General features: G+C 39.0%; 25 protein-coding genes and 1 pseudogene. 13 read left to right on the plus strand and 13 right to left on the minus strand.

Annotated elements, in window-relative coordinates; all coding sequences use genetic code 11:
- Positions 1 to 7 precede the first annotated feature (7 nt).
- Together NSMS1_RS29525 and NSMS1_RS29530 are read left to right on the plus strand one after the other, a co-directional pair.
- Complete coding sequence (locus NSMS1_RS29525) at positions 8 to 2,230, plus strand: NHLP bacteriocin export ABC transporter permease/ATPase subunit (RefSeq protein WP_224088502.1); 2,223 nt, start codon at positions 8 to 10, stop codon at positions 2,228 to 2,230.
- Positions 2,231 to 2,714: 484 nt separating this feature from the next.
- On the plus strand, positions 2,715 to 2,948 hold the full coding sequence (locus tag NSMS1_RS29530) for an EF-hand domain-containing protein (protein WP_224088504.1): 234 nt from the start codon (positions 2,715 to 2,717) through the stop codon (positions 2,946 to 2,948).
- A 141-nt stretch (positions 2,949 to 3,089) separates the two neighbouring features.
- Here NSMS1_RS29530 and ribD read toward each other — a convergent pair whose 3' ends face one another.
- The 4 genes from ribD to NSMS1_RS29550 all read right to left on the minus strand — a co-directional run bounded on the left by ribD (position 3,090) and on the right by NSMS1_RS29550 (position 7,524).
- A complete protein-coding gene (gene ribD / locus NSMS1_RS29535; RefSeq protein WP_224088506.1) occupies positions 3,090 to 4,400 on the minus strand; it encodes a bifunctional diaminohydroxyphosphoribosylaminopyrimidine deaminase/5-amino-6-(5-phosphoribosylamino)uracil reductase RibD in 1,311 nt (436 codons plus the stop codon).
- 73 nt (positions 4,401 to 4,473) lie between these two features.
- The gene (locus tag NSMS1_RS29540; RefSeq protein ID WP_224088508.1) at positions 4,474 to 6,159 is read right to left on the minus strand and encodes a WD40 repeat domain-containing protein; all 1,686 of its coding nucleotides are present in this window, start codon (positions 6,157 to 6,159) and stop codon (positions 4,474 to 4,476) included.
- Positions 6,160 to 6,219: 60 nt separating this feature from the next.
- On the minus strand, positions 6,220 to 6,858 hold the full coding sequence (locus NSMS1_RS29545) for a GTP cyclohydrolase II (protein ID WP_224088510.1): 639 nt from the start codon (positions 6,856 to 6,858) through the stop codon (positions 6,220 to 6,222).
- A gap of 357 nt (positions 6,859 to 7,215) precedes the next feature.
- Positions 7,216 to 7,524: an antibiotic biosynthesis monooxygenase family protein gene (locus tag NSMS1_RS29550; RefSeq protein ID WP_224088522.1), complete on the minus strand. Its 309-nt coding sequence runs from the start codon at positions 7,522 to 7,524 to the stop codon at positions 7,216 to 7,218.
- A 240-nt stretch (positions 7,525 to 7,764) separates the two neighbouring features.
- Here NSMS1_RS29550 and NSMS1_RS29555 point away from each other — a divergent pair, with 240 nt between their 5' ends.
- Positions 7,765 to 8,490, plus strand: a complete 726-nt coding sequence (locus NSMS1_RS29555; RefSeq protein ID WP_224088524.1) for a class I SAM-dependent methyltransferase — start codon at positions 7,765 to 7,767, stop codon at positions 8,488 to 8,490.
- 155 nt (positions 8,491 to 8,645) lie between these two features.
- On the opposite strand, the gene NSMS1_RS29560 is transcribed toward NSMS1_RS29555, so the two are convergent.
- Entirely contained in the window at positions 8,646 to 9,068 is a 423-nt protein-coding gene (locus NSMS1_RS29560) for a VOC family protein (RefSeq protein ID WP_224088526.1), read from the minus strand.
- Between the two features lie 70 nt (positions 9,069 to 9,138).
- Between NSMS1_RS29560 and NSMS1_RS29565 the strand changes: the two genes are divergently transcribed.
- From NSMS1_RS29565 to NSMS1_RS29580, 4 genes are all read left to right on the plus strand, one after another.
- Complete coding sequence (locus tag NSMS1_RS29565; RefSeq protein WP_224088537.1) at positions 9,139 to 9,318, plus strand: hypothetical protein; 180 nt, start codon at positions 9,139 to 9,141, stop codon at positions 9,316 to 9,318.
- 613 nt (positions 9,319 to 9,931) lie between these two features.
- Positions 9,932 to 11,043 (plus strand): IS630 family transposase gene (locus tag NSMS1_RS29570; RefSeq protein WP_411908649.1). Its coding sequence is split into 2 segments (ribosomal slippage): positions 9,932 to 10,352 and positions 10,352 to 11,043, totalling 1,113 coding nucleotides; the frame shifts between segments, so codons are not numbered across the junction.
- Between the two features lie 230 nt (positions 11,044 to 11,273).
- The gene (locus NSMS1_RS29575; RefSeq protein ID WP_224088539.1) at positions 11,274 to 11,864 is read left to right on the plus strand and encodes a ParA family protein; all 591 of its coding nucleotides are present in this window, start codon (positions 11,274 to 11,276) and stop codon (positions 11,862 to 11,864) included.
- 145 nt (positions 11,865 to 12,009) lie between these two features.
- Positions 12,010 to 12,273: a CopG family transcriptional regulator gene (locus tag NSMS1_RS29580; protein WP_224088541.1), complete on the plus strand. Its 264-nt coding sequence runs from the start codon at positions 12,010 to 12,012 to the stop codon at positions 12,271 to 12,273.
- Positions 12,274 to 12,427: 154 nt separating this feature from the next.
- Here NSMS1_RS29580 and NSMS1_RS29585 read toward each other — a convergent pair whose 3' ends face one another.
- A complete protein-coding gene (locus tag NSMS1_RS29585; RefSeq protein ID WP_224088543.1) occupies positions 12,428 to 12,946 on the minus strand; it encodes a GerMN domain-containing protein in 519 nt (172 codons plus the stop codon).
- Positions 12,947 to 13,174: 228 nt separating this feature from the next.
- A complete protein-coding gene (locus NSMS1_RS29590; RefSeq protein ID WP_224088545.1) occupies positions 13,175 to 13,669 on the minus strand; it encodes a TIGR00725 family protein in 495 nt (164 codons plus the stop codon).
- A 102-nt stretch (positions 13,670 to 13,771) separates the two neighbouring features.
- Between NSMS1_RS29590 and NSMS1_RS29595 the strand changes: the two genes are divergently transcribed.
- Positions 13,772 to 15,223, plus strand: a complete 1,452-nt coding sequence (locus tag NSMS1_RS29595) for an integrase (protein ID WP_224088547.1) — start codon at positions 13,772 to 13,774, stop codon at positions 15,221 to 15,223.
- 90 nt (positions 15,224 to 15,313) lie between these two features.
- Entirely contained in the window at positions 15,314 to 17,866 is a 2,553-nt protein-coding gene (locus NSMS1_RS29600; RefSeq protein WP_224088566.1) for a PAS domain S-box protein, read from the plus strand.
- 7 nt (positions 17,867 to 17,873) lie between these two features.
- Here the strand turns inward: NSMS1_RS29600 and NSMS1_RS29605 are convergent, their stop codons facing one another.
- From NSMS1_RS29605 to NSMS1_RS29620, 5 genes and pseudogenes are all read right to left on the minus strand, one after another.
- A complete protein-coding gene (locus NSMS1_RS29605) occupies positions 17,874 to 18,449 on the minus strand; it encodes a Uma2 family endonuclease (protein ID WP_224088568.1) in 576 nt (191 codons plus the stop codon).
- Positions 18,450 to 18,668: 219 nt separating this feature from the next.
- Entirely contained in the window at positions 18,669 to 18,791 is a 123-nt protein-coding gene (locus tag NSMS1_RS35210; RefSeq protein WP_263432548.1) for a hypothetical protein, read from the minus strand.
- 50 nt (positions 18,792 to 18,841) lie between these two features.
- A protein-coding gene (locus NSMS1_RS29610; RefSeq protein WP_224085966.1) for an IS630 family transposase occupies positions 18,842 to 19,896 on the minus strand; the annotation gives its coding sequence in 2 pieces (ribosomal slippage) (positions 18,842 to 19,501 and positions 19,504 to 19,896; 1,053 coding nt in all).
- A gap of 77 nt (positions 19,897 to 19,973) precedes the next feature.
- Positions 19,974 to 20,624 (minus strand): annotated as a pseudogene (locus tag NSMS1_RS29615) (ABC transporter ATP-binding protein); the annotation flags it as partial.
- Between the two features lie 39 nt (positions 20,625 to 20,663).
- Positions 20,664 to 21,653 (minus strand): FecCD family ABC transporter permease, encoded by a 990-nt coding sequence (locus NSMS1_RS29620; protein ID WP_224088570.1) that lies wholly within the window; start codon positions 21,651 to 21,653, stop codon positions 20,664 to 20,666.
- A gap of 551 nt (positions 21,654 to 22,204) precedes the next feature.
- Here NSMS1_RS29620 and NSMS1_RS29625 point away from each other — a divergent pair.
- On the plus strand, positions 22,205 to 22,606 hold the full coding sequence (locus NSMS1_RS29625; RefSeq protein WP_224088572.1) for a PleD family two-component system response regulator: 402 nt from the start codon (positions 22,205 to 22,207) through the stop codon (positions 22,604 to 22,606).
- On the opposite strand, the gene NSMS1_RS29630 is transcribed toward NSMS1_RS29625, so the two are convergent.
- Positions 22,569 to 22,973 (minus strand): DUF2294 domain-containing protein, encoded by a 405-nt coding sequence (locus tag NSMS1_RS29630; RefSeq protein WP_224088574.1) that lies wholly within the window; start codon positions 22,971 to 22,973, stop codon positions 22,569 to 22,571. The genes NSMS1_RS29625 and NSMS1_RS29630 overlap by 38 nt on opposite strands.
- A 1,221-nt stretch (positions 22,974 to 24,194) precedes the next feature.
- Here NSMS1_RS29630 and NSMS1_RS29635 point away from each other — a divergent pair.
- The 3 genes from NSMS1_RS29635 to NSMS1_RS29645 all read left to right on the plus strand — a co-directional run bounded on the left by NSMS1_RS29635 (position 24,195) and on the right by NSMS1_RS29645 (position 25,418).
- Positions 24,195 to 24,665: a tetratricopeptide repeat protein gene (locus NSMS1_RS29635; RefSeq protein WP_224088576.1), complete on the plus strand. Its 471-nt coding sequence runs from the start codon at positions 24,195 to 24,197 to the stop codon at positions 24,663 to 24,665.
- Between the two features lie 305 nt (positions 24,666 to 24,970).
- Positions 24,971 to 25,150: a hypothetical protein gene (locus NSMS1_RS29640; protein WP_224088578.1), complete on the plus strand. Its 180-nt coding sequence runs from the start codon at positions 24,971 to 24,973 to the stop codon at positions 25,148 to 25,150.
- Positions 25,151 to 25,256: 106 nt separating this feature from the next.
- Entirely contained in the window at positions 25,257 to 25,418 is a 162-nt protein-coding gene (locus NSMS1_RS29645; RefSeq protein WP_224088579.1) for a hypothetical protein, read from the plus strand.
- Positions 25,419 to 25,459: the final 41 nt, after the last annotated feature.

A 25,459-nucleotide genomic window follows, 5' to 3' on the forward strand; every position in this document is an offset into this window, starting at 1 on the left:
AGGAGCAGTGTTAGAAGGGTTACATAGAAAACAAAAACAGGCTAAAAAATCACGCCAGCAACGCTTAGAAAAACTTAATCAACAAGTTCTCCAAACAGCTTGGCAAGAATTAGCTGCGCCTCTGGAATCTCCATCTAATTTTTATCCTATTACTAATGTTGAGTGTGATGACCCTTTATTAGTAGCTGCACAGGTGGTAGGAAAAAGCATGGGTTTAGAAATTGTCCAGCCGCCACCCTCAGAAGATACCAGTCACCTCAAAGAACCGTTGAGTGCGATCGCACGAGCTTCTAGATTACGCACCAGGACAGTAATTTTACGTGATAATTGGTGGATGGGGAATTGCCAAGCTTTAGTGGCTTTTGAAGATGATCACCCTGTAGCCTTAATTCCCAACTCTAGCGATCGCTATGTACTTTTTGACCCCCAAACTGGCACAAGTGAACCTGTGACAGAAGATGTCGCTATGGGCTTGTCTCCACAAGCTTATATGTTTTACAAGCCATTACCAGACCAACTGTTGACAGCAATTGATATCCTCAAATTTAGTTTTCGTGACGCAGGTAAAGATATATTAGCCGTGTTTGTGATTGGTGTGGCTATTTCCTTGTTGGGGATGTTTACATCCTTAGCGATGGGTATTCTCATCGACCAAGTGATTTTAAACAGTAATCGCAATTTATTATGGCAATTAGGTTTAGGACTTTTGGCTGCTGCTTTGGGGGTAGGTACTTTACAATTAGTGCAGAATTTTACCCTAATTAAAATAGAAAGCAAAGCAGACTTCTCAACTCAATCTGCTGTTTGGGATCGCGTTTTAAGGCTGAAAATACCTTTTTTCCGACAATACACGGCTGGAGATTTACATTCACGGGTATCAGTCATTAGCACCATCAGGCGGACTGTGGGTGGTGCAACTATCAGTAGTATATTAAATGCTAGTTTTAGTCTGCTTAACTTGGGCATCCTCATCTACTATAGTCTGCCACTGGGCTTGCTGGCTGGCGCAATAGGGGTTTCCATCTTCATAGTGACAATTACTGTTGGTAATCGTAAGCTCAGTCAATTACGTTTTTTGGAGGACTTGAGAGGGAAAAATTTTGGTTTAACGATTCAACTAATTAATGGCATTTCCAAATTACGTGTAGCTGGCGCAGAAACTAGAGCTTTTGCTTATTGGAGCCGCAAATATTCACAGCAGCAACGTTTAGAAATTAGTACCCAGACTATCGAAAATAACTTAGCAGTGTTCAATCAGGTATTAATACCCTTGAGTTTAGCAATCATATACTGCTTTGTCATAGCTGTTTTGCGATCGCAAAGTGATTACTCTTTAGGTCGATTTTTAGCTTTTAATGCCGCTTACGCAACTTTTATAGCTGGCATCATTAATTTAAGTAATATTACTAACAGAATTTTAGACATCGTACCTCAATGGGAACGTGCTAAGGGTATTCTGAGAACTGAACTTGAGGTCATTCCCAACCAAGCTATTGATCCAGGGAAACTATCTGGCAGACTAGCATTAGATCGAGTTAGTTTTCGTTACCGTCAAGAAGGAACTTTAACACTCAACGCTGTTTCTATTCACGCTGAACCTGGTGAATTTATCGCCATAGTTGGCCCTTCTGGTAGCGGTAAATCTACTTTATTTAGACTTTTATTAGGTTTTGAATCTCCCATGTCTGGGAAGGTTTATTACGATAACCAAGATTTGGCAACCCTTGATATTGAGAGAGTACGCCGTCAGCTAGGAGTAGTATTACAAAATAGTAGTCCCGAAGCCGCTTCTTTGTATGAAAATATTGCTGGTAGTGCTTTAGTTAGTTTAAACGAAGCTTGGGAAGCAGCAGAAAATGCCGGGTTAGCTGATGATATCGATGCCATGCCGATGGGGATGAATACTGTTGTTAGTGAGGGAGGTTTGACCCTTTCCGGTGGTCAGCGTCAGCGATTAATGATTGCCCGTGCTTTAGTTTTGAAACCACAAATTATTCTCTTTGATGAAGCGACCAGTGCCTTAGACAATCATACACAGGCTATTGTCAGTGCTAGTTTAGAAAAACTTGCCGTAACTAGGATTGTCATTGCTCACCGTCTCAATACAATTCGTAATGCTGACCGAATTTATGTTTTAGAACATGGTCGTATAGTTCAACAAGGTACGTTTACAGAATTAGTTAATCAAGAAGGTTTATTTGCTGAACTTGCTGCTAGACAGATGATTTGATTCTGGGTATTGTAGTAAAAAAACACAGAATTAGACCACAATTTATATTGAAAATTATTTCTCGGCTGGGGTAAGTTTAGACATCCTAAGAAGCCGGGTAGATGGATAGCTAGAAAATATCGGCACATCCAAAAACATAAAATTTTTTATGAATAAGTAGAGACGTTACATATAACGCAATACGGTTCAGTTAAGCTTTTGATCCCCCCTAGCCCCCCTTAAAAAGGGGGGAACAAGAATCTAAATCCCCCTTTTTAAGGGGGATTTAGGGGTATCTAGAAGAATTGGGTTCTACTAACTGAACCGTATTGACATATAACGTCTTTACATGGTTTTGGGTTTTACACTTGTACCTCATCTACCCAAAATCTGCTGTATCTTTTTACTAAATCTCAACCCTAGCGATCGCTGCTTCTATGTCTAGCGATATAAGTTTGCTTAATTTTGAAATATTAAAGTGGAATATTAATCCAGATAGAAACTTATGGCAACCGAGCAAGAGCTTAAATCTCTTTTTAACAACTTAGATCGCGATCAAGACGGAAAAGTCTCCATTAATGAGCTTTTTTTAAGTCCTGGCTTAAGTGCAGTCATCTCATCAGAAACAAATACCAATAGTCCGCAAGAATTACTAGCACAGTATGATACAGACGATGATGGTAATATTATTTATGAAGAGTTAAAGCAAGCAGTTAAGAAAGCCAGTAATTTAACGTAGCACTCAGAAAACCCAATACCAAATCCACAACAGCTAAAATCCCTCTCTAAACCACGCTAGGAGGGATTTTATTCTGAATCAGCGATCGCCTATATTTTTTAAATTATACCAATTAAGCAGGTAATTCTTGCCTGGGCTTGTTTATGAAAGGATCAGCTTTCGGGTGACGTTTTGGAGACAGATAGTTTGCAGTTTTTCTATGGAAGATTGAGACAAATATTCAACTGCAATATCTTCGCCCAATCTATTATAGGCAAAAGGATACATCCGCCAGCCTCTACCATATTCTGCGGGAATTTCTAAGCGATTTTCCCTACCACCACCAATAGTTGGTGCAGTAAATGTATGAGCTATATCAATCATGGCATTTTTAAAGAATAAGGATAGCAACCTGGGGCCGCCTTCAATCATCACACTTTGTATACAGCGTCCTACCATTGCTGTTACCTGTTGAGATGCCAAAACTTCAGCTAACCAAGTAGTCGGTTCTACAGCCGCAGGCATAGGCAGAATATGAACATGAGATAATTTCTGAATCTGTTGCACAATAACTGTGTCTACTTGATCTAAAACTGTCTGTTCTATAATCAACAGCACAGGAGCTAAATTAGAGAAAGTATTTTTGTAAAAATCATCAGAGATACTGGTGAAAGATTGGAAAATCCGACCACGGGGGTCAAAAATTACTCTGACTGGATGGCGATTGTGAGGTAAGGCACAATTACGTACTGTTAAAGATGGTTTATCAGCGATCGCAGTTCCTGCACCTACCATAATTGCATCATACTTTTGCCGCAGCCAGTGAGTATAAGCACGGGATTCATCACCAGAAATCCACTTGGACTGACCATTATCGTAAGCCAGTTGACCATCTAATGTCTGCGCCCATTTACCAATAAAAATAGTCCGTTGTAACAATTGGGAAAGTAGAAAAGGTGTATGCCAAGCTAAAAGTTCATTTTCCAACACGCCTGTAATTACATCCACGCCAGATGCTTGCAATAAGCGGATACCATTACCATTAACTAAGGGATTAGGATCAGCAATCCCAATAACGCATTTTTCAAAACCACATGATTTCACGAGATGGACGCATGGTGGCTGCTTACCAAAATGAGAACAAGGTTCTAAGGTGATGTAAATGGTTGCACCTTGGAGTAAACTGCGATCGCTCACACTTTCAATTGCTACTCTTTCTGCATGACGATTACCGTAGCTTTCTGTCGCGCCTTGAGCAATTAACTGATTATTTTTGACAATCACACAACCCACAGCCGGATTAGGACTGGTGATCCCAATACTTTGCATAGCGCATTGCAATGCTCTTTGCATCCAGTATTCATGGCTGTTGACTCCAGATACAACAGGTAGATGTATTTGATGAGCTAAATCATCAGTTAGAGTGTGTCTGATAATCCCACCACTGCCAAAACCAGCCGCCAAAGTGATCATTGCAAAATGCTCCAAAATTCAAAATTAACAATTGCCTCATCTTCCTCATCTCCTCTGCGCTCCAGCTACACCTTCACTCCGCAGAAATAACGTATAATTTACCGTCGTAAGAGCTAGCTATAAAAGTATGAGGTTTTGCACCTGCGGTAATTGCAGAAATACCTGCGGCTGTAGGACGAACGACGCGAATCCAAGTTTTTTGTGCTACATCAAAGATAGCGACTGTACCTGTGTAGTTACCTGTAGCGATATATGCACCATCTGGTGAACTCGCTATACATTTAATCGAGTTTTTATGAGGTGTGGCAAATATTTCTACCTGATTTCCATTCCATAGTCGTAGTTTGAGGTCACGGCTAATACTAGCAAAACAATTTGCACCTATAGCCGTACAACCATTAGCAATACGGTCATGAGCATTTTCTATACGTGAAATACATTCAAAGTCTAAGATGCCATGAAATGCAGCTGCACCTGTGGCGCAGACCGAAAAAATCCTCTCTCCTGCTGCGCTTACACCTTTAACTGCGTTGTTGTGCAGTTGAATAGTTGCAACAAGATTAATTTCACCATGCTCATTTTGCTGAAATACTAGACCTTCCCCAGTGTACGCACCGATAATTGCATGTGGTATGCCGTCTTTGACAAATGTAGCACCGCAGTTGAGGGGAGAATGGTGTTGGTAAATTGTTTTGCCGTTGACAGCATTAAAAACTATGCCTAATTGTCCACCAGTCAAGACTGTATCGCCAAATGGTAAGAGAAAATTACATAAACTGCCTAACTCAGCAATTGGCTGACCATCACGAAAGACAATACCTGCATCACCAACAGTATAAGTTTGATGATGGGCATAAGCTACAGCATTGAGGCTAATATCAGGTTCTATACCATTAACGTCCCAAACATTTGCGCTGTAGTCGTAAGTGGCAAAAGTCGAACCAAAAGTTCCAAACACTAATTTCGTGTCACTAAAAAAGGCGCAAGAGCGAGGCCAGACAACACTGGGTAAGTCTGCACAGCAGATTTTAGTTAAACTAGCTTCTGGACTGACTGACCAAATGATTAGTTTGCGGTCATAGCTGAGGCTGACTAACAGACGTTTTGCTTCATTATAAATAAGTCTTTTAATACCTGCATTGTGGGCTGGGATATGGCTGATACCAGTGCTAGCGATCGCAGATATTTTTCCTTCGTCATCGCCTGCAAAAATTACACCACTTTGGGTAATGACAATCGTATCAGTTTCCACGCCACTTAAGTCGATGGTTTCAATAAGTTCGCCAGTTAGTGTGTTCCATCTGCGAACCGTACCATCATCACTACTAGAAATTAAATAACAACCGTTGCTTTCCCAAGTTACTGAAATGACATCGGCTTCGTGTCCTTGCAAAGTTGACTTAATTGTCCCGTCTAGACCGAATATTTTAATTGTGCGATCGCGGGAACAAGTCGCAATTAAATCACCTTTTGAGTTAAATGCAGCCATTTCCACATCATCACTATGACCCGCTAATACAGCCTGTAATCGCATAGTAGGCACTTCCCACAGGCGTGCTGTGTAGTCACTGCTAGCACTGACCAAATATTTGCCATCAGGACTAAAGGCGCACTGATTAGCTAAATGATCATGATAAGAACGATGAATTGGCGTTTTTGTACTACCATCCCACAGCACAACTAAGTTGTCATAACCTGCTGTTGCCACGTATTTATCTTGATAAGCAGTAATTCCACTAATAGGGCCATAATGTTTCATAATTTTTCATTCCCGATTTTCAACAGCGAACTTTTGTTTTTAATATTTAATAATTAAGAGCTATTGAGAAGCCAGCAATTTATTTAATTGCCAGTTATTGTTTTGAGGTAAATTAATTATATGTTTGTGTTTCTTTACCTTAGCTTTCAAGTAACTAATATTATGCTTGTTTACATAAACTCCAGTTGAGATCATTTCTTTTACGTGGATGCCATAATCAGAAATTTGACGTAATTTATCTGGATTATTAGATAATAATTTAATCGATGTAATTTCTAATGCTTCCAGAATACCAGCCGCGCAAGCAAATTCTCGTGCATCATCTGGAAAGTTCAACTTGTTGTTAGCTTCATAAGTATCAAAGCCTTGGTCTTGAAGCACATAAGCATCAATCTTGTGATAAAGTCCTATACCACGACCTTCCTGACGTAAGTAAATTAAGTAGCCTCCTCTATCGGCAAGAACTTCCATTGCTTCTTTGAGTTGATTACCACAATCACATCGTAAAGATTGAAAAACATCTCCTGTTAAACACTCAGAATGAACTCGAACTAAAGGACAATCTTGATCGGGAGTACCGAACTTAATAGCAAAATGTTCTTGATGATTCTTAAAACCTAAAAATGTGTAAAAAGTCCCAGTTACACCCATTGATAAAGGAATATCTACTGAATTTCTCACTCTAACTTTTTCAAGCATTTTTCAAAAATCCTCTGTTTGCTATACAAATATCGACAGCCGCTAGAGCGATTTAACGCTCGTTTAGAAAATATTCTGTTTGAACATATATAATGTGTAATCCTACTTACATTTGGTGATGACTCAGCATCTATTTAAAGTAGAAAAACTGATGTGCAACTGAAAAACTTTCTCGTTTTTAGCAGTTAGTTATTATTCAGATTTAAGTTTTCTTTTTATGCAGGATATTCGTATTTGTAAAATTTCTTAACAAAGTCAGCAATTAATGGTTCAGATACATTGAGGTATAAGCATACAAATTGTACGTCCCTCAAACAAAATCGTTATTTAGCCAAAATTTTGGCAATCCTATACTTCCTAGCCTTGAGACTGCTTTAATAAATCATCAACGACCTGTAACTTCAGAATCGGATACCGTTCTTCAATGCTATCTTTCATCATTTGAGCAGCTTGTGCGTCTGGAGTTGGTGCTTGTTGGTCTATTTCCCAAGCTTGTTTGTCTGGCCATTGCGCGTATGCAAACCATGTTCCGTCCTCTGCTTGATGGAGACGAGAACCGAGACTAACACCTTGACGATAGATGGCTTCAGTCATTCTGTGCCAACCTTCCTGAAACAAAGCTTCCTGGCCTGCTTTTATCTTCCAATGATAGATAACCACAAACATTTAAAATAGCCTACTTGTACGAATGATCTGAACTTCAGTTAATATAACGAGATTTGCTGCGTACAAATTTCTGCGTTTTTTTATCAAAACTTTTAATAATCTGCATAAAAGGAACACAATACCCTGAAAAGTGGTTGTCACTCAAAAATCCATCATTTCTTTGTTCACAGGCAATGCTCCTAAAGTTTCGATAAAACAAACAAGCATTTCTGATTACTCAAATCTACCAGGACATGATTTATGCAAACTTATGAAAACGATCAGCCAATATCATTAGATGCTTATGAGACTCTAGCCGATGATTATGCAGCAGTAGTAGATTCCAATCCTTACAACGCCTATTATGAACGTCCTACTACACGTTCCCTTTTAGGAGATGTTGAGGGAAAAAGAGTTTTAGACGCGGGATCTGGTTCTGGCTCATACTCAGAATGGTTGGTTAATCGTGGTGCTGATGTTTTTGCCATAGAGGTTAGCCCCAAATTAGTACAGTTTTCTCGTCAAAGGTTAGGTGAACGTGTTGAAGTACGTCAAGCCGATTTGCGGAAACCGCTTGATTTTTTACAAACTGCATCGTTTGACTTAATTGTTTGCCCACTTGTGTTGCATTACATCGAAGATTGGTCAAATGTCTTGGCTGAATTTCATCGCATTTTAAAGCAAGATGGTTATTTAGTGTTTTCCATTCATCATCCTTGGATGGAAATTACATTGTTAGGAAACAACTATTTTGAGACAGAATTAGTGGAAGATAATTGGAAAAGGCGCAATGGTGAATATGTGAAGATGCGATATTTTCGCCGTCCATTGAGTCAAACATTATCGTCTCTAGCTCAAGCAGGCTTTGAAATAGAGCAACTCGTTGAGCCACAACCAACAGAGGAGTGTCAGATGAAATATCCGGCAATTTATGAGCAGCTTTCCCTACAACCTTGGTTTTTATGTATACGTGCAAGAAAAAAATAAATCTCTAACCCTTAATTCGTGAGGACAATAGCTGCACAAATTTGTCTCTTCTCAATTTATATGTATTATCTAGTATTTTTAGGTGGGAACTGAGTTCAAAATTGATATTGAAATTCCCGACTTCAAACAAAGCCGGGAATTTTTTCATTTCCACCTTAATTATCCATTGCCTGTTTAACGGTAAAACTAATTTCTTGACCATAAGAAACTTCTAGAGTGTGACCATCAGGGTCACGAATGTAAGCCCAGTAGCCAACAGGATAACCACCTTCACTGGCTTCCTTAAGTAGAACTCCCTCTAAACGTGCCTCATCACAAAGATGGTCAACTTCCTCACGAGTTCGGCAAGCTACTCCTAGATGCGATTCTGGTAACAATACTCCGTTTATCTCATCAGTTTTAATTAAGACAATCACAAAAGGTCTTGTTAAGTCACTTATCCAAGCTACTTCCGATTGATTTGCTTTGTCTTCACGACGATGCACAACTGTCATGCGTGCATATTTTGTGTAGAAAGAGACGCTTGCATCAATATCACTGACTGCAAGTGCCACATGAGTAAAACCAAAATCAGACATACAAACCTCAATCGCTTCGATATTTGCGTCAGCATGACGTTGCTTAGTGGCTATAAATATTTATTCTACGATGAGTTGGATCGGGGATTATTGCATTTATTTGTATCAGGACTTACGCATTTGGGCAGCAATTCTCTCTTGCGAGATGACAACGATCGCATCATTGGGGTTAAGCCCAGCTAATATTGCTTGCTGTAAATTAGCTTGCGCTTCCTTGGCTTGGGCGATGGAACTAATTTGCTTGTCTTGAAAATCTCGTTGACTACGACTGTGTTCTGCTTTAGCTGAGGTGATATCGCGCTGAGTGCGATCGCTTTCTGCGGCTATTTGTCCATCTAAAGCCCGAATTTGAGCATCAATTTGAGATAGTTGCAGTCTTGTTTGTTGACTATTTGTTAACAGTTGCTTGTGTCGATTTTGCAGGTGTGAGTATTGTCAAGTTGCAACTGTAAGTAGCTCAGTGTTAAAAATTATCGCTATGGCAAGGCAGGAGGCAGAAGGCAGAAGGCAGGAGGGAAGAGGGTTATAGCCTTGTTTACCTTTCTTAACTTAGCTTTGTTTTTTCCCACCGACTTACTTATGTTCGATTGCGTCTTTAGTGCTGCTGTCCGCACTTTATTAGGGAAGCGCGATCAGAATGCAGTCGCAGAAGCTCAAAGTGCTAAGTAGCAACTTTTATTGCCAACACAACAGGCTAAAAAGCACATTAGGTACGGTGGGCAATGCTCACCACCACCTTTTTGAGATGTAGCGATCGCTTACACGATGATATTTTTATACGCTAAGTATAACTAGTAGTCTGCCAAGGTAACTTTGCTAAGTAAAACCTCTAATTGGTAAAATAGCCAAAAACGGGGTGTAACATGGCGAAAAAGTACATTGTTGACTTGAATGAAGAGGAAGTTTCTCAGCTACAAGCAATAATTAAAAAAGGTAAACACAAAGCAAGAACCATAACCCGTGCAAACATTCTTCTAATGGCTTCTGAAGGAGAAACGGATCAAGCGATCGCTAGCATAGTTAGAGCGCATGTTGCAACAGTGCAACGAATACGAGAAAAATTTGTCATTGGGGGGTTAGATTTTGCTTTAAAGGATGAAGTTCATCCACCAAAACCTAAAAAGTTAGATGAAAAACAAGAAGCATTTTTAATTGCCACTGCTTGTTCCAATCCACCAGTTGGAAGAGTACGTTGGACAATGCAATTATTAGCGGATCATTTAGTGAACGTTGGTATCATAGATTCAATTTCGGACGAAACAGTGCGTCAAACTTTAAAAAAAATGAAATCAAACCGTGGTTAAAACAACAGTGGTGCATTCCTGAAGTTAACGCAGAATATGTTTTCCGAATGGAAGATGTGTTGGATTTATACAATGAGCCTTATGATCCTAAACGTCCTGTAGTCTGCTTTGATGAACGTCCCTACCAACTAGTAGAAGAAGTAAGACTTCCTTTGCCACCAGAGCCGGAGCAGCCTGAACGTTATGATTTCGAGTATAAACGTAACGGGACAGTAAATTTATTTGCGTGTTTTCAACCCTTGGCAGGTTGGCGGCATATCGAAGTTACAGAACGTCGAACTAAAGTCGATTTTGCTAAACAGATGAAAAATTTAGTAGATGTTTGCTACCAAGATGCTGATGTTATTCGTTTGGTAGTTGATAACCTGAATATTCATACTCCCAGCGCATTATATGAAGTTTTTCCACCAGAAGAAGCACGTCGAATTATTCAAAAATTAGAGTTTCACTATACTCCTAAGCACGCTTCTTGGTTGAATCAAGTAGAAATTGAATTATCTGTTTTATCCCGCCAATGTTTAGAACGGCGTATTCCTAATGCAGAAACATTAACTTCTGAGATTGCCGCTTGGGAGAAACAACGTAATCAGCAAAAAGCCAGTGTCTATTGGGGTTTCCAAACCAAAGATGCTCGCCGAAAAATGCAGCGTTTATATCCAACTCTAACCTAGCAAAGTTGTCTTGGCAGACTACTAGTATTATTTTTATATTTACCCCTCAACTTACTATATATATTACATATACTTATCTTTTTTAGCTAAATAATATATACATAAAACATAAGTATACTAAGTTAATCTATGTTTAAACATTTATAAATTTAAACATTTAAACATTTAATAAATGTCTAGATGTTTGTATATGCGGTAAAATTTTGAGATTACTTGTATAAGTATGAAAAATGATTATTACAGTGGCCGCCTTTAAAGGCGGGGTAGGCAAATCTACTACAGCACTACATCTAGCTACCTACTTTCAAAGCAAAGCTGACACACTGTTAGTAGATGGTGATTTAAACCGTAGTGCTTTAGATTGGTCAAATCGAGGCTCTTTACCCTTTAAGGTGGCTGATGAGCAGCAGGCGGTCAACCTTGCAGGGATTTATGAGCATATAGTCATAGATACCCCAGCGCGTCCTGATGCGGAAGAACTCAAAACTCTGGCGAAAGGATGCGATTTGTTAGTTATTCCCACAACACCAGATGCGATCGCTCTAGCTGCAACTTTTCACATGGTGGATTTACTATTGAAAATAAAAATAAAGTATAAAATATTGCTGACAATTATCCCGCCAAATCCCAACAAAGCAGGGGAAGAAGCCAGAGCAACTCTCTCAAATGCCGGATTACCTGTATTCAAATCAGGGATTCGTCGTTTGGCTGTGTTCCAACGTGCCGCTTTAGAAGGGGTTCCCGTCAACGCAGTTAAAGATCCTTATGCTCAAATCGCTTGGCGATGTTATGCCGAGGTAGGAAAAGAAATATTAGACTAATATCAATTCGTAATTCGTAATTCGTAATTCGTAATTAATAATGAGTCTAAAAGTTTTGTTCCAACATATTTTCAGGAGTTAATTTCTGTCTTCTACCAATACTATTTATGCCAATTGAGTTTAATTTGTAATTGAGTGAGGCTGCTTGAGTAATAAGAAAAAAACTAGTCGCTTTGATGATTTGATTGACGCAGCCCGTAGCCGTCAACAACGAGATCAGCCACCGTCAAAGGAAGATAAACCAACTTCCCAAAGCAAAAGCACAGACCCAGCTTATATTCGTACAACTCTCTATTTGCCAAAACAACTACATCGACAACTAAAAGCGGCCGCAGTGTCTCAAGAGCGGCAAATGAGCGATATTGTGACGGAACTTGTTGAGAAATGGTTTTCGGGGAGTGGGGAGTAGTGAGTGGGGGGGAGATGTGGTGTGGCTAAACGCCACGCTCCGCGTAGCTTGCTTCCACGGAGTGGTACGGCTACGCTCACCAACCGGGAGATGAGGGAGTGGGGGGAGTAGAGGAGAGTAACTGGACTATGGACTGTTGACTAATGACTAATGACTAAAGCACAATCTCTTCGCCTCTTTCTGTGAAGTGAACTTCTCTAATTCCCCATTGGGAGTTACTGGTTAAGGTTTTACGGAGGCTACCAAATAGGGCGAATTGTTCACAGCTAGATAAAGAGATAAATTGGCGTTTTGATTGGGATGAACGTCTTAAATCAACTGTGGCAATACCATTTCTGACTCTGACGCGATAACCGGATAAGCTAAAGTCGGCTGTGTCTTGTTCTTCGATAATTTTGCCGACTACGTTAGTTACGGGTGTTGTTGCTGGGACGCTGACTTTTTGTGGTACAAGTTCTTGACACTGAGTATCGCTGGTATATAAGGTGACGTTAACTGTTTTTCCAGAAACAGCTTTTGGTTCGATAGTTTTGGTTTTGGAACGCAGTCGAGCTACGCTTGGTGTGGGTGTTGGCGATATCGCGTTGGTTGTTGTGTTAGTGGGTTTAGGACTACAACTGGTGAGGCTGGCGATCGCTACTGTTGCCAATAGTAAAAAGCACCTGTTATTCATACCTTTAATGGGTTGATCTATCTCTTAGTTAACTTCAGTGTGGCTGGTATTCATTCCGTATAAATTAGCCATGAATTTTTGATGAGGCGCAGAGATGAAACTGTAGAAATACTTAGTTTTTACTATTGTAGAGTTAACTCAATCCTAATTTTTGTATACAAACAGATAATTTTGTGATCTTTTGGGTTTTGTCTATTTAAGTTTTGGGACAGACATTGTATTCTGTTGTTAATTTTTGGCAAGGATGGCTTTGACTGTCGTAATGGCTTCTTCTACACTTTCTACAATATAAAGATTTTCTGGAGATAATTTCCGAAAGAAGGCTTGAGTTTGGGTATCGTTATTCAATAAAATCGTCGCTTTATTTGCCTTTACAGCTAAGGAAATTTCAGAAGCAGTACCAGCACCCATGCCACAGGCAATGACTACATGACTAGAAAGCACATTAATATTATTACGGGCGTTGCCCATATCTGTGATAATGGCAATATCTACAGCCTCAGAAACGCCGTCTGCTTGATTTCCTGGCAGAATACCTATTGTTAAACCATTAGCCGATTTTGCCCCTTGGGAAGCAACTTCCATTACCCCTACGTTTCTTCCCCCAGTAAGTAAAATCCATCCAGCTTGGGCAATTAACTCACCTAATTTATAAGCATTTTCGCAATCATTCGCTGTTGCGCCTTCCCCAGCGCCCATCACCCCAATTATGATTTTTCTCATCGGTAAGTTGTTGGGATTATGCAATGTAGAGTTATTATAATCGAGTTCGTAGTTAGCATTTTAATCCTAACTACAAACCAATACAGCCTTTGAGACTAGCTTATGGCAAATAGTTTTGACCTACGCAAATCGGTATGGGAAAGTACGCTAATTGACCAATGGGAACCTTCTAAATGGAAGCAATGGAAAGCGAAACAAACCGATGAACAAGCTAAGTTAGAACGGGAATATTTACGAATTAAACATGCTGTCCAACAAGCTAATGCAGCTTTGTGTTTGGATAGAATTAAGATTAAACTTAAACTCACAAGTCCGAAGACTATCGGTTTACAAGGTACTTTTCCCTGTAGACCTGGTGATGTGGGTAAAGATGGGAGTCCTAATAAACAATATACAATTTCTTGTGGCTTTACTGCTAATGATGCTGGGCTGAAAATGGCAGTATTCAAGGCGAGGGAATTAGATTTATTATTAATTACAAAACAGTTTCAATGGACACCAGAGTTATTAGGTAAACAGGCTCAAAAGATAGAATTACCTAATTTTAAAAACTCTGGTAAATCGATTGGGGAATTAATTCAAGAATATGAGAAAGAATTTTGGAAAACCCATGAACAAAATAGACGGGGTATCCGAACTTGGGAAACTCATTACATGCGGCATCTTAAGAAGTTACCGCAGGATGTACCACTGTCTGCTCAAGCTCTAGAAATGGCTTTAGAAAAGACTAAACCTAACACATCTGCTCGGTTTTTTATGGTGTGGCAGTTGAAAAAGTTTTGTGAGTTTTGTGGCATTGATGATTTTAAAACAATTTATGCCTATGCAACTCCTAAGCCTCACCCTACTCTCCGCAAAATTCCTTCAGATGAGGAGATTATTCAAGGTTTTGAGAAGATTGGTGTCCCTCTATCAACATATACGAGCAAAGACAATCTTACACAACCAGAACAGTGGCAATGGGCTTTTGGGATGTTGGCTACTTATGGTTTAAGACCTCATGAGTTATTCGCTATAGATGTAGAGGCTTTTATTGACCCTGGAAATACTTTTCATTTAGTAACACTAAATCCTAGCTTGACGGAAGGAACCAAAACTGGTGAACGGAGTTGTGGTATTCCCCCTTTACATCCTCATTGGGTGGATTTATTTAAGTTAAAAAATATTAGATTGCCCCATAATGAAGGCAAGTTGAGTAATAAAACTGCAAAACTATATATCAAGTTTAAAAATGCCGATATAGGTTTTCGACCTTATGATTTACGTCATGCTTATGCTATCCGTGGTCATCGGTTGCGCGTGCCTATCAAGACTATGGCAGATTATATGGGGCATTCGGTACAAGAGCATACCAAAACTTATCAAAGATGGATGAATGAAGATACTAATTTAGAGATTTATAGGGAGGTGGTTATTCATAGGCAAGGGACTACTAAGGAGGCGATGAAGGAGAGAATTAAGGAATTAGAAGCTGAGAATATGGCTCTGAAAGCTGAAAATTCTACGCTCAAAGGTTTATTAATACAGCATCAATTGGGTGAGTTATTAAGTTGAAAATGGTCATTATTGATATTGCTGAATGAAGATTGGGCAATATAGATATTGAAGTTGTCTTCATATTTGCCGCAGGTAAATAGTATACCTATGACTGATAATCTCATCACTATAGATATAAATACTTATAATTCTCTGCAAGAGGAACTGACTTATTTACGCCAGTTAGCGGCAAAGACTTTAACACCAGAGTCATATATCGAATATACACCTGCGGCGATCGCTATATTTGACCAAAAGATGCGTTACCTGCTATCTAGCCGTCGCTGGCGGGAGGACTATGGCTTAATTGATGAAGATATTATTGGTCGTTGCCATGATGAAGTTTGTTCTGGTGGTACTTTAGGTTGGCAAAGAATCTTTCAGCGTTGCTTGGCGGGAAATACGGAAAAATACGAAGAAGATATCCTCATCCGCAAAGATGGTACAAAAGATTGGGTAAAGTGGGAAATCAACCCTTGGTATGACGCATCAGGCAAAGTGGGGGGAGTAGTCGTCTTTTCTGAGTTAATTACGGTACGGAAACAGGCTGAAAACGCTCTTGCTGACAGTGAAAGGCGTTTAAGGGATATTGCCGCTAATATGCCTGGAGCTATCTTTCAGTTCACAAATCGCAATGGTAGTTGGCAAGTAGACTATATTAGCGATTTTATCTGGAAACTGGCAGGGATTACCCCCGAACAAATGATGACCGATTTAAGCTGCTTTTTTGCGCTTGTGCATCCAGATGATGTAGAAGGTTACATTGCTTCAGTAGTAGAGGCTGTGGAAAATGCCACTCCTTGGCACTATGAAGCGCGTTTAATCAAGCCGAACGGGGAAATGCGCTGGTGGCAAGGAGACTCCACCCCTACAAGGACACCAAGTGGGGAAGTAATCTTTTGTGGAGTTTTGTTAGATATTACGGAACGTAAGCAAGCCGAAGCGGAACTCCAAAGATTAAATGAGGAGTTGGCTGCCAGAATTTCAGAACGCACTGTAGCCTTACAGCAGACAGAAACACTATTGCAGCGACTAGCCGATAATGTGCCAGGAATGCTTTATGAATGTCGTCTTAGAGCTGATGGGACGATTTATTTCCCTTATCTTTCTTCTGGGTGTCGAGAACTAATGGAACGAGATCCCCAAGAAATACAAAAAGATGGTTCAGTTACGTTTTTGGATATTCATCCTGAAGATATCGTCAATGTACAAGAGGCGATCGCTTACTCTGCCCAAACTCTGCAAAACTTTAAATCTGAGTGGCGCATCATCACCCCCTCTGGAAAGCAGAAATGGTTGAAAGCTTCTTCCAAACCAGAACGCCTAACAGGAGGTGAAGTTACTTGGTATGGTTATCTTTTTGACATTACTGAACGAAAACAAGTAGAAGCATTACTTCAAGAACAAGAGCAATTTTTACGCAGTATTTATGAGGGTGTTGACCAAATTATTTTTGTGGTCGATGTTTTCGATAATGACGAATTTCTTTTTGCTGGCTGGAACCCTTCAGCAGAGAGAGTTTTAGGAGTGAGTAATGCAGAAATTACTGGTAAAACTCCTGAATATTTGCTTGGTAATCTTGAAGGTGCGGTTGTTCGTCAACGATATAAAAACTGTGTAGAAACTGGTACTACTATTGCTTATGAAGAGTGTTTAACTTTCCATAATCAAGAAATTTGGTGGTTAACTAAAATTAATCCTCTTAAAAACAGTGCAGGGACAATTTATCGCTTGGTAGGTACAACTTTAAATATTACCAAACGTAAACAAGCGGAAATTCAATTACAGCAGCAAGCCCAAGATTTAAAAAATACTTTACGAGAATTGCAATATGCTCAAACTCAACTTATCCATAGTGAGAAAATGTCTTCTATTGGAAATATGGTTGCAGGTGTTGCCCATGAAATTAATAATCCAGTGAACTTTATTCATGGTAATCTCATTCCCGCCTGTGAATATGCCCAAGATTTGTTGCACTTACTAGAACTTTATCAACTTCATTTTCCTTATCCTCCAGAAGAAATTCAGGAATTTATTATAGATATTGACCTAGATTTTCTCAAGGAAGATTTGGTGAAACTCTTACAATCTATGCGTGTGGGAACTCAACGCATTCGAGAAATTGTTCTTTCACTACGCAATTTTTCCCGCCTTGATGAAGCCGAATTTAAGCAAGTATATATTCATGAAGGTATTGATAGTACACTCATGATTTTACAAAATCGTTTAAAGGCTAAATCAGACCATCCAGAAATTATTATTGTGAAGGATTATGGCAATTTGCCGCCAGTTGATTGTTATCCCGGTCAATTAAATCAGGTGTTTATGAATCTCATCAGCAATGCTATTGATGCTTTGGATGAGTCGATTGTTAATGGTAGGTTGTCAGTTGCTACACCTACAATTTGTATTCACAGTGAGGTTGTTAATAATGACTGGGTACGAATTTCTATTGCTGATAATGGTGTTGGTATTCCTCAAGCAATACTATCAAAATTATTTGACCCATTTTTTACTACTAAGTCTGTAGGTAAGGGAACAGGATTAGGCTTATCTATCAGTTATCAAATTATCGTAGATAGACACAAGGGTAAATTATCATGTAACTCAACTTTAGGGCAAGGAGCCGAGTTTGTGATTGAAATCCCTATTCATCAGTAATTTGTAATTACCAAATTATTTGCAAGTTGAGGATAAAGCCTGGAAGTATACCTTCCCCAGATAATTCTATGGGTGAGTTTAATACTTGTATTGATTTTCCTTGACGATAGATTTCTACTTGGCGTGTTTTGCGGTTAATTAACCAGCCTAGCTTGACTTGATTATCGATATATTCCCGCATCTTGGCTTGCGCGTCTTCTAAGTTGTCGCTAGGAGACATTAATTCTAAAACGAAATCTGGTGCAATGGGGGGAAATCTGTCTTGTTCTTCTGGTGTAAGTGCGTCCCATCTTTCTTTTTTTATCCACGCAACATCAGGCGAACGATTTGCACCATTTGGTAGTTTAAAACAGGTGGATGAATCGAAGCATACTCCTAATTTTGTTTGCCGATTCCATATTACGAAGTCAGCGTTTATTTCTGAGTTTTTGTTGCCTGTTTCTCCCCCTGTGGGTGGCATAATGATTAATTCCCCTTTAGTATTACGCTCTAATTTTACTTCTGGGTTTTCTTGACATAGTTGATAAAACTGCTCATCTGTAAGTTTGATGATGGGGTTTAAGTTGATTGTATATGCTGTCATATCTATAGGACTCATACTTGATTTTTGAAATATACGTAGGGTGGGCAATGCCTACCCTACAAATACTGAGATTTTTATGGCTACGCTCCCGTAAGGGATACAGAAATCAAATCGGATTCCTATATGAGCCTTTATAGTATCAAATGGGTGAATATTTGAAATATTTTCAACATTCATATATTTATTCCAGTAAATATTATACATAAAAATTATGATTTTTTATTCATGAATTGGATTTAAAGGACAAATTTGTAATCCTACAGGTGTATTTAATACTGCTACTTCTATACCTAGAACTTGAGCTAAATTATCCGGCGTAAGCACAATCTCTGGTTGACCCAAAGCGGTAATAAGTAAGTCGTGGAGAAAATTTATAAGTATGTAACAAAGAATTAAGCAGAAGAATAAGAGTTAAATTTTACACGTTGCGTACTGTAGTTTCCCTTTTCTCCTCTATTTTGAACTCCATCAATGACAGCATAGGCAAGGTCTAATTCATCCTCAAAACTTTGAGAAGCTAGTTCATTTTTTTTCAGGTGTTGCCACTCCAATTCAATTGGATTCATCTCTGAGCAATATTTAGGTAAAAAGAAGATGTACAAACCCATCTCTTCCCACTTTGTCCATAATTGCTGAACTTCTTTGCACCGATGTATCGGGCCGTTGTCCTGAACGATGACTCTGATACGACCTGCTTTTTGGGCTTCAAGTGCTTCAAGCTCCATCATTTGAATATAGGATTTGCGTGAAACGCCACCAATCACTAGACCGTACACAAAACTAATTAGGGGTTGAAGAAACCCAATAATACTTAACCTTCGACCCCGACGCTTACTCTGCTCCAGGCGTTTTTGCTGACCTCGGAAGTAGTAACTGTAACTGGGTTCACTCCAGGCACAAAACCCTGATTCATCCATATACTTTAAATCGATTTCTCCAGCAGCAGCAGATAATTCCAACATCTCTAAGTCTGCCTGTTTGATTTGCTGCAATACTTTGTCTTGCTTTCCTTTGTGGCTTTTTCTAGTTCGCTTCCAAATGACCCCCTTTTTTTGAGTACCTGCCTTAACCAGTCAGGACTCAATTTCACGGAGCGTTCTTGCTCTAATTTTTGGGCTAATTGAACACTATTATATGTACGTGGTTCTTGCTCCAAGCATTTTTCTAAGAACGCCATGTCAGCTTCTGCCCACCTTGATTTTCCTCCCCGCCCTGCTTTCTCCCACAGTCCTTCTAGACCTTGTTTTTCCCATCTATGCAAAACTTCTCTTACTGTTTGGGCAGTCCAGTCAAAGTGATCTGCTATCTTCTCTACGTACCAACCATGTGCGCTTAATCTGATCACTTCGGCTCGGTCTTTCACTTTCTGGGGTACATCTGCCGTTCTCAGGTTGAACAAAATTTTATCTTGCTTAGGAGTCAGAAATACCCTTAAACGGCTGCCCATATCCCTGTTACCTTGGTAGACACATTTATGTATTTACTTATCTTTACACACTTTGGTTTTTTCACCTTGTTCTACTTATTTCCTTGATGCAGTAAGGCAATGCGAGAACTATATCTAGCTGCTAAATTGATTTCATGCAGCACAGTTAGAATGGTAATTACCGGTTTTTGATTCAGATTTTTTAATAAATTTAATAGTTCTAACTGATAGCGAATATCTAAATAGGTGGTGGGTTCATCTAATAGTAATATTTGCGGATTTTGAGCTAGGGCTAGTGCTAAGAATGCTCTTTGTCTTTCACCACCTGAAAGCTGTTCTACTAGTCGGTCTTGATAGCTTTCCATCTGAGTTAAATGCAAAGCTTCATTCACTTTTTCTCTATCTTCTGTATTTAAGTCCCATTGCCACCAAGGTTGGTGCGGGGTGCGTCCTAATGATACTAATTGCCGAACTGTTAAGCCTGAAGGAATTGCTTGTTGTTGGGGTAATAAGGCTAGTTTTTGAGCAACAATGGCGGCGGATTGAGTATGAATTGCTTTTCCATCTAGTAATACTGTTCCTGTTTGTGGAAGTAATAGGCGACTCATAAGTTTTAGTAGGGTAGATTTACCAGAACCATTCGCACCAACTAAACTCAACCATTCGCCTTTTTCAATTACTAAGGATATGTCTTTAACTACGGTTTTATTTGTGTATCCACCTGTGAGATTTTGTGTTTCTAAAGGCATAATAATAATTGGTAATTCGTAATTCGTAATTTGAGAGATTTAGATTCTGTTTTGGCGGCGGTAGAGTAACCAAATGAAGAGGGGGGAACCTAGTAATGCTGTGACGGAACCAACTGGAAGTTCTATTGCACCTAAACGAGAAAGTAAGTCTGCAATGGTCATGACGATCGCCCCTCCTAAAGCGCTGAGTGGTAAAATGGCGCGATAATCATTACCTACAAGTAAGCGGATACCGTGGGGTACTATTAAGCCGACAAAACCAATCAAGCCGCCAATACTCACTGCACCTGCGGCTAATAGTGTAGCAACTCCACCGATGAAAATACGCGATCGCCCCAAGGAAACTCCTAAACTTACAGCTAACTCATCCCCCAGATTTAATAAATTTAGCGATCGCGCTAACAAACATCCCCACACTAAGGCGACACTAATATAAACCCCGGCTGTAGTGACTTCCGCCCATCCCCTACCATTCAAACTACCTATTAACCAGTTTAAAGCAGTCTGTATGCGTCCATCTTCTGTTAACAGCAGTAAAACAGACTGTACTGCTCCAAACATGGCGCTAACCGCCACGCCACCCAAAATTAGCCGTTCTACAGAAATACCATCCCCTGTTTTGGCAAGGAAATAGACAATCACCGTCGTCAGTACGCCCCCAAACCACGCCCCCAAGGGAACCCAAGCTAAGAACACGCCTAAACTAAACATAGCTATTGCTACCAAACCTGCACCCGCAGATATGCCTAGTAGAAATGGATCAGCTAGTCCATTCCGTAACATCCCTTGCAGTAGCGCCCCAGACATTCCCAAAGCTGCACCTACCAAAATCGCCGCCACAGTCCTGGGTAAGCGCAAATCCCAAAGGATGGTTTGATACAGTTGTTCTCCCTTTCCCCAGACCGCCAGCCACAATTGCTGCGGGGTGATGGCGACAGCACCAAAAGATAGGGAAGCGCCTACTGCTAAAAGTAGAACGACAATTAAGCATAGGGTGGCTAAGGGTATTTTGGCTTTGTTATTAGTCATTAGTCCGCGCTTCAACGTTTCATAGTCATTTTCCCCTACACAATTGCAAAATCCGCGCCCAGTTCCGTGTTTTTGGAGCGCTAACACTGGTATTAGTGTAAAGGATTTCTGCTTTAGTTACGGCTGTGTAAGTTGTACAAGATTTATATCAAAGCCGTCTTACTACACGTTTACTAGACCCAGAAATTTAGTTGATCGTTTCTCTAACTCAATAGGAAACCTTGGTAAGTTACTCTTTTGTGACTAGATTTATAGATTACTATGGTGGGTAATGTCTACCAAGAAATTACGATTACTACTTGACTTCGTGTAAATTTAGTATCAAGATATTAGCTTGGTGTGCTTAGTAGCTTGTTACAGTTTATCCCCAACATCAGCATAAACCTTCAACCTATCTAAGTACATACGAGCCAGTCTGCATGAAGGCAGCCTCGTACATCCGTTAAAACACTTACCAGAGAATTTAGCCCTGCTAGTAGCCGGGTTGTTCCTAATGCTTAAACAGAACAGTATTGGATGTATAGCCTTTCATCAAAGGTGAGTATTTGCTTATGTATCAACACCCATTGATTTTAGTTGTAGACGAAAATCAACAAAACTTAGAATTACTAAATTCTTACTTCAAAAAATTAAAAATTGCTTGTATTGGTACGAAACAAGGAGTTAAGGCAATTATTTTAGCACAAACACACAAACCTGACCTGATCTTATTAGACATGATGGTGTCTGATTTAAGTGGTAGTCAAGTGATTAATTACCTCAAGCAGAACCTAACAACAGCAAAAATACCAATTATTGCTGTTTTACCTTTTATTTTAGTACAGAATCAAGAATACCTTTTTCTTACAGGTACAGAGGAATATATTACTAAACCATATAATTTTAGTCAGTTATTTTTTTTGATTGACCGTTATGTTAATCTGCTAAATTCTTCCAGTTCACTTTCGGGATAGATTCTGGATTACGTACTTCAGGTAATTGGTCTAAAATCACGACTATTCCTGTGCGTCCTGTGACCAAGTTGGTATTACTCAGTAAGTCAGTAATAGGTTTATTAATTACCTCTTCAATGACAATTTTTAGCTGAGACTTAATGATTTTATCAAGTAATGTTCTTATATGTTCAGCTAAACTCTCATGCCCTGATTCTAATAAAGTTTTCTCAATTTGGGTTATTGAATCTTCTAGAGATATCACTAACTCAGAATCAAAAAAATGACAAATGATTTGGCTGGGTCGTCGTCCTATTTTTTCGTTATATAAAGAACTAACCCGTTGTGAAATCTTTCTTTCTAGTTCTCCAATAGTTGGGTTTACCATTGTTTTACATCATTTTATTAGTTTAATGAGTAGAGATGTAAGTTAATCTATTTTATAGCAGTTAAATATATATTATTTATGCCACACATATTTAGTATAAATAGACTTAATACACAGGTCATCGTTTGATTGATAAAGTTAAATTTATTACATGTTATCATAGTTTTTCTTCTTTTATGAATGATTTTATTAACTCCTTAAATGTTATTTAGACATGATTAGTTTATACAATATTTTATTTACTAAAAACTACCTTATTTTCTTTGAATGATACCATAAGGGTTCTTGATCTTCTACGCTTTTAGACAATGATTATTTGTTCATAAATGCAAATTATTGTATTTAAGTACAATTAAAACAATTAGTGAGACAAATTTCCAGATTTTCGTCATACATGAATATAACTGTCTTATTCAAAACTGACGCTACTGGCAAGGCAAGACTCAATTCTATGAGGATATTTTCTTAAAGAAAGTTAACCGCAGATATAAAGTCCGAAAATTGACTGTCCTCTAAAGAAACGCTAGTTATAGAGATTTGGGTTTTAGTATTTGGTAAATGCACTCAATTAATTCGGTTTCGTGAATAGGGTAAACTACTTACCTCATACACCGCTTATGAGAACTACCTCAACGTGTTTGTTAGTTGTATTCTTTTTGAAATTGGTATAAAATCCAAACACTAAGACAAAATAGTTAAGGTTAGTAGGAAAGTTAATTCTGGCTTTGCTACAGATTGATTAAGCTTTTTACTAGCGACCTAACCGTTTTTTATTTGGTAAATAGGCGATCGCTAGCAGAATATAACCCTATCATTGATATCTACCACAATCATAATCTAGCTGTTTAAGGTTGAGTACATCTTGAAATAATACTCAACAGCAAAGAGACTGCTGAGTGCTAGGTAGCATCTCACCTCTGTATATTACTGACCTATTGTAATGATTTTGTAAATCCTTATTTACTGAGAGTGTGACATCTACTGATATTTAGCTTTTGTTTTTAAAACTTGGATTTTTTCATGATTTATTACGTAAGCATGTATTTATCAACTTACAGTTAAAAAGTATTAGTTAATACAAAAAGTTATAGTTTTTACTGGTTTTTACATGATCGAGGCAAAATTTTAATCATGAATTTAAAATTAGTTTAAGCAATTTCCGACAAAAGTTGATACCTTGTTATCAGGAGACAATTACTGACAAACATCATTCTAAAATTCATGGATTCTTCATCAATTACCTATTTACTTGAAGATTTGAAAAATCCTGATGCTTCAGTACGGGAACAAGCAACAAAAAAACTTTGGCGGATATGGTTTCAGCAAAAGGGAGTCTATGGCTTAGAAAAAATTGATCAGAGTCAGAAATTACTTGATGCTGGTGAAATTACGGAAGCTGAAGGAATGCTGACTCAGTTGATTCAAGAACAGCCAGACTTTGCCGAAGCATGGAATCGACGGGCTTTCCTCTACTACAGCATGGGAGAATACCAGAAATCTTTGGCTGACTGTCAAATGGTCATCCAAATTAACCCAGTGCATTTTGGCGCACTTCATGGTATTGGTTTATGCTACGCAGCACTAGGCAAATACGCTAAAGCTATTAAAGCTTTTAAACGTGCTTTAGAAATCCAGCCGTATTCTTTGGTAAATCAAAAGTTGATTTTAGAATGTACTTTCAGACTCAGCTAAAACCTGAGAAGGAGGATTCAATAAAAGCACATTCTCTGATTTTATGTATTCACTACCACCTGTTCATCTCCTGAGTCGTCGATTTATTCAGTATGGTTCTGTGTGCTTTGTAGCAGTCTAATTGCTGCTTGTGCCAATCTAACTCACAGTTAAGTAAGGTTACTTTTGGGACTAACTGGTTAACCCAGGTAGAACACGGGGGCTTTTACCAAGCAATCTTACGCCATCGCCACGAGCATCACAACGACCACGGCTTAGATGTCACTATTAAAATGGGTGGGTCATAAATACCTAGTGGTACTCAATTGTTATTAGGTGGTGCAGTAGACTTTTTCATGGGTTATGGTATTGATGCCGTCAACGCCATAGCACAGGCAATACCCAAAATTACAGTAGCAGCTATTTTCCAAAAAGACCCGCACTCTACTATCCTTACCCATCCCAACCCAGCAATCAAAACTCTATTTCTGCGGCTGCTAATGTAACGTTTTGGTCTTTATTAAAAGCTTGTTCTGATAATTTTCCTTCCGTGCCTTTTCTCGCTGACAGAACTTCTGCACAGCAAGGTTATATAACTAAGATAATCCGGAAATGACAGACAAACAACTCGCTTATGGTCTGCAAAAACTCAACGAATACGGGATTATTGTCTCTGAGGCTGCTAAAACGCAAGGTATCGGTTCAATGAATGAACAACAGTGGCGATCGCTGTTTGAGAGTATGGTTAATATAGTGTTAGATCAACAGAAATAAAACCCCTGGTTTCGCCAGGGGTAAGGGTTTCGCTGAGATAA

The organism is Nostoc sp. MS1, from assembly GCF_019976755.1.
Classification (GTDB): Bacteria; Cyanobacteriota; Cyanobacteriia; order Cyanobacteriales; family Nostocaceae; genus Trichormus.

Coding starts and splice junctions, on each gene's coding strand:
- NSMS1_RS29565 (WP_224088537.1), top strand. CDS start 9,139: ATGAGTTGGATCGGGGATTATTGCATTTATTTGTATCAGGACTTACGC.
- ribD (WP_224088506.1), bottom strand. CDS start 4,400: ATGATCACTTTGGCGGCTGGTTTTGGCAGTGGTGGGATTATCAGACAC.
- NSMS1_RS29585 (WP_224088543.1), bottom strand. CDS start 12,946: ATGAATAACAGGTGCTTTTTACTATTGGCAACAGTAGCGATCGCCAGC.
- NSMS1_RS29550 (WP_224088522.1), bottom strand. CDS start 7,524: ATGTTTGTGGTTATCTATCATTGGAAGATAAAAGCAGGCCAGGAAGCT.
- NSMS1_RS29605 (WP_224088568.1), bottom strand. CDS start 18,449: ATGACAGCATATACAATCAACTTAAACCCCATCATCAAACTTACAGAT.
- NSMS1_RS29645 (WP_224088579.1), top strand. CDS start 25,257: ATGACAGACAAACAACTCGCTTATGGTCTGCAAAAACTCAACGAATAC.
- NSMS1_RS29540 (WP_224088508.1), bottom strand. CDS start 6,159: ATGAAACATTATGGCCCTATTAGTGGAATTACTGCTTATCAAGATAAA.
- NSMS1_RS29630 (WP_224088574.1), bottom strand. CDS start 22,973: ATGGTAAACCCAACTATTGGAGAACTAGAAAGAAAGATTTCACAACGG.
- NSMS1_RS29530 (WP_224088504.1), top strand. CDS start 2,715: ATGGCAACCGAGCAAGAGCTTAAATCTCTTTTTAACAACTTAGATCGC.
- NSMS1_RS29595 (WP_224088547.1), top strand. CDS start 13,772: ATGGCAAATAGTTTTGACCTACGCAAATCGGTATGGGAAAGTACGCTA.
- NSMS1_RS29545 (WP_224088510.1), bottom strand. CDS start 6,858: ATGCTTGAAAAAGTTAGAGTGAGAAATTCAGTAGATATTCCTTTATCA.
- NSMS1_RS29625 (WP_224088572.1), top strand. CDS start 22,205: ATGTATCAACACCCATTGATTTTAGTTGTAGACGAAAATCAACAAAAC.
- NSMS1_RS29575 (WP_224088539.1), top strand. CDS start 11,274: ATGATTATTACAGTGGCCGCCTTTAAAGGCGGGGTAGGCAAATCTACT.
- NSMS1_RS29555 (WP_224088524.1), top strand. CDS start 7,765: ATGCAAACTTATGAAAACGATCAGCCAATATCATTAGATGCTTATGAG.
- NSMS1_RS29600 (WP_224088566.1), top strand. CDS start 15,314: ATGACTGATAATCTCATCACTATAGATATAAATACTTATAATTCTCTG.
- NSMS1_RS29635 (WP_224088576.1), top strand. CDS start 24,195: ATGGATTCTTCATCAATTACCTATTTACTTGAAGATTTGAAAAATCCT.
- NSMS1_RS29590 (WP_224088545.1), bottom strand. CDS start 13,669: ATGAGAAAAATCATAATTGGGGTGATGGGCGCTGGGGAAGGCGCAACA.
- NSMS1_RS29620 (WP_224088570.1), bottom strand. CDS start 21,653: ATGACTAATAACAAAGCCAAAATACCCTTAGCCACCCTATGCTTAATT.
- NSMS1_RS29560 (WP_224088526.1), bottom strand. CDS start 9,068: ATGTCTGATTTTGGTTTTACTCATGTGGCACTTGCAGTCAGTGATATT.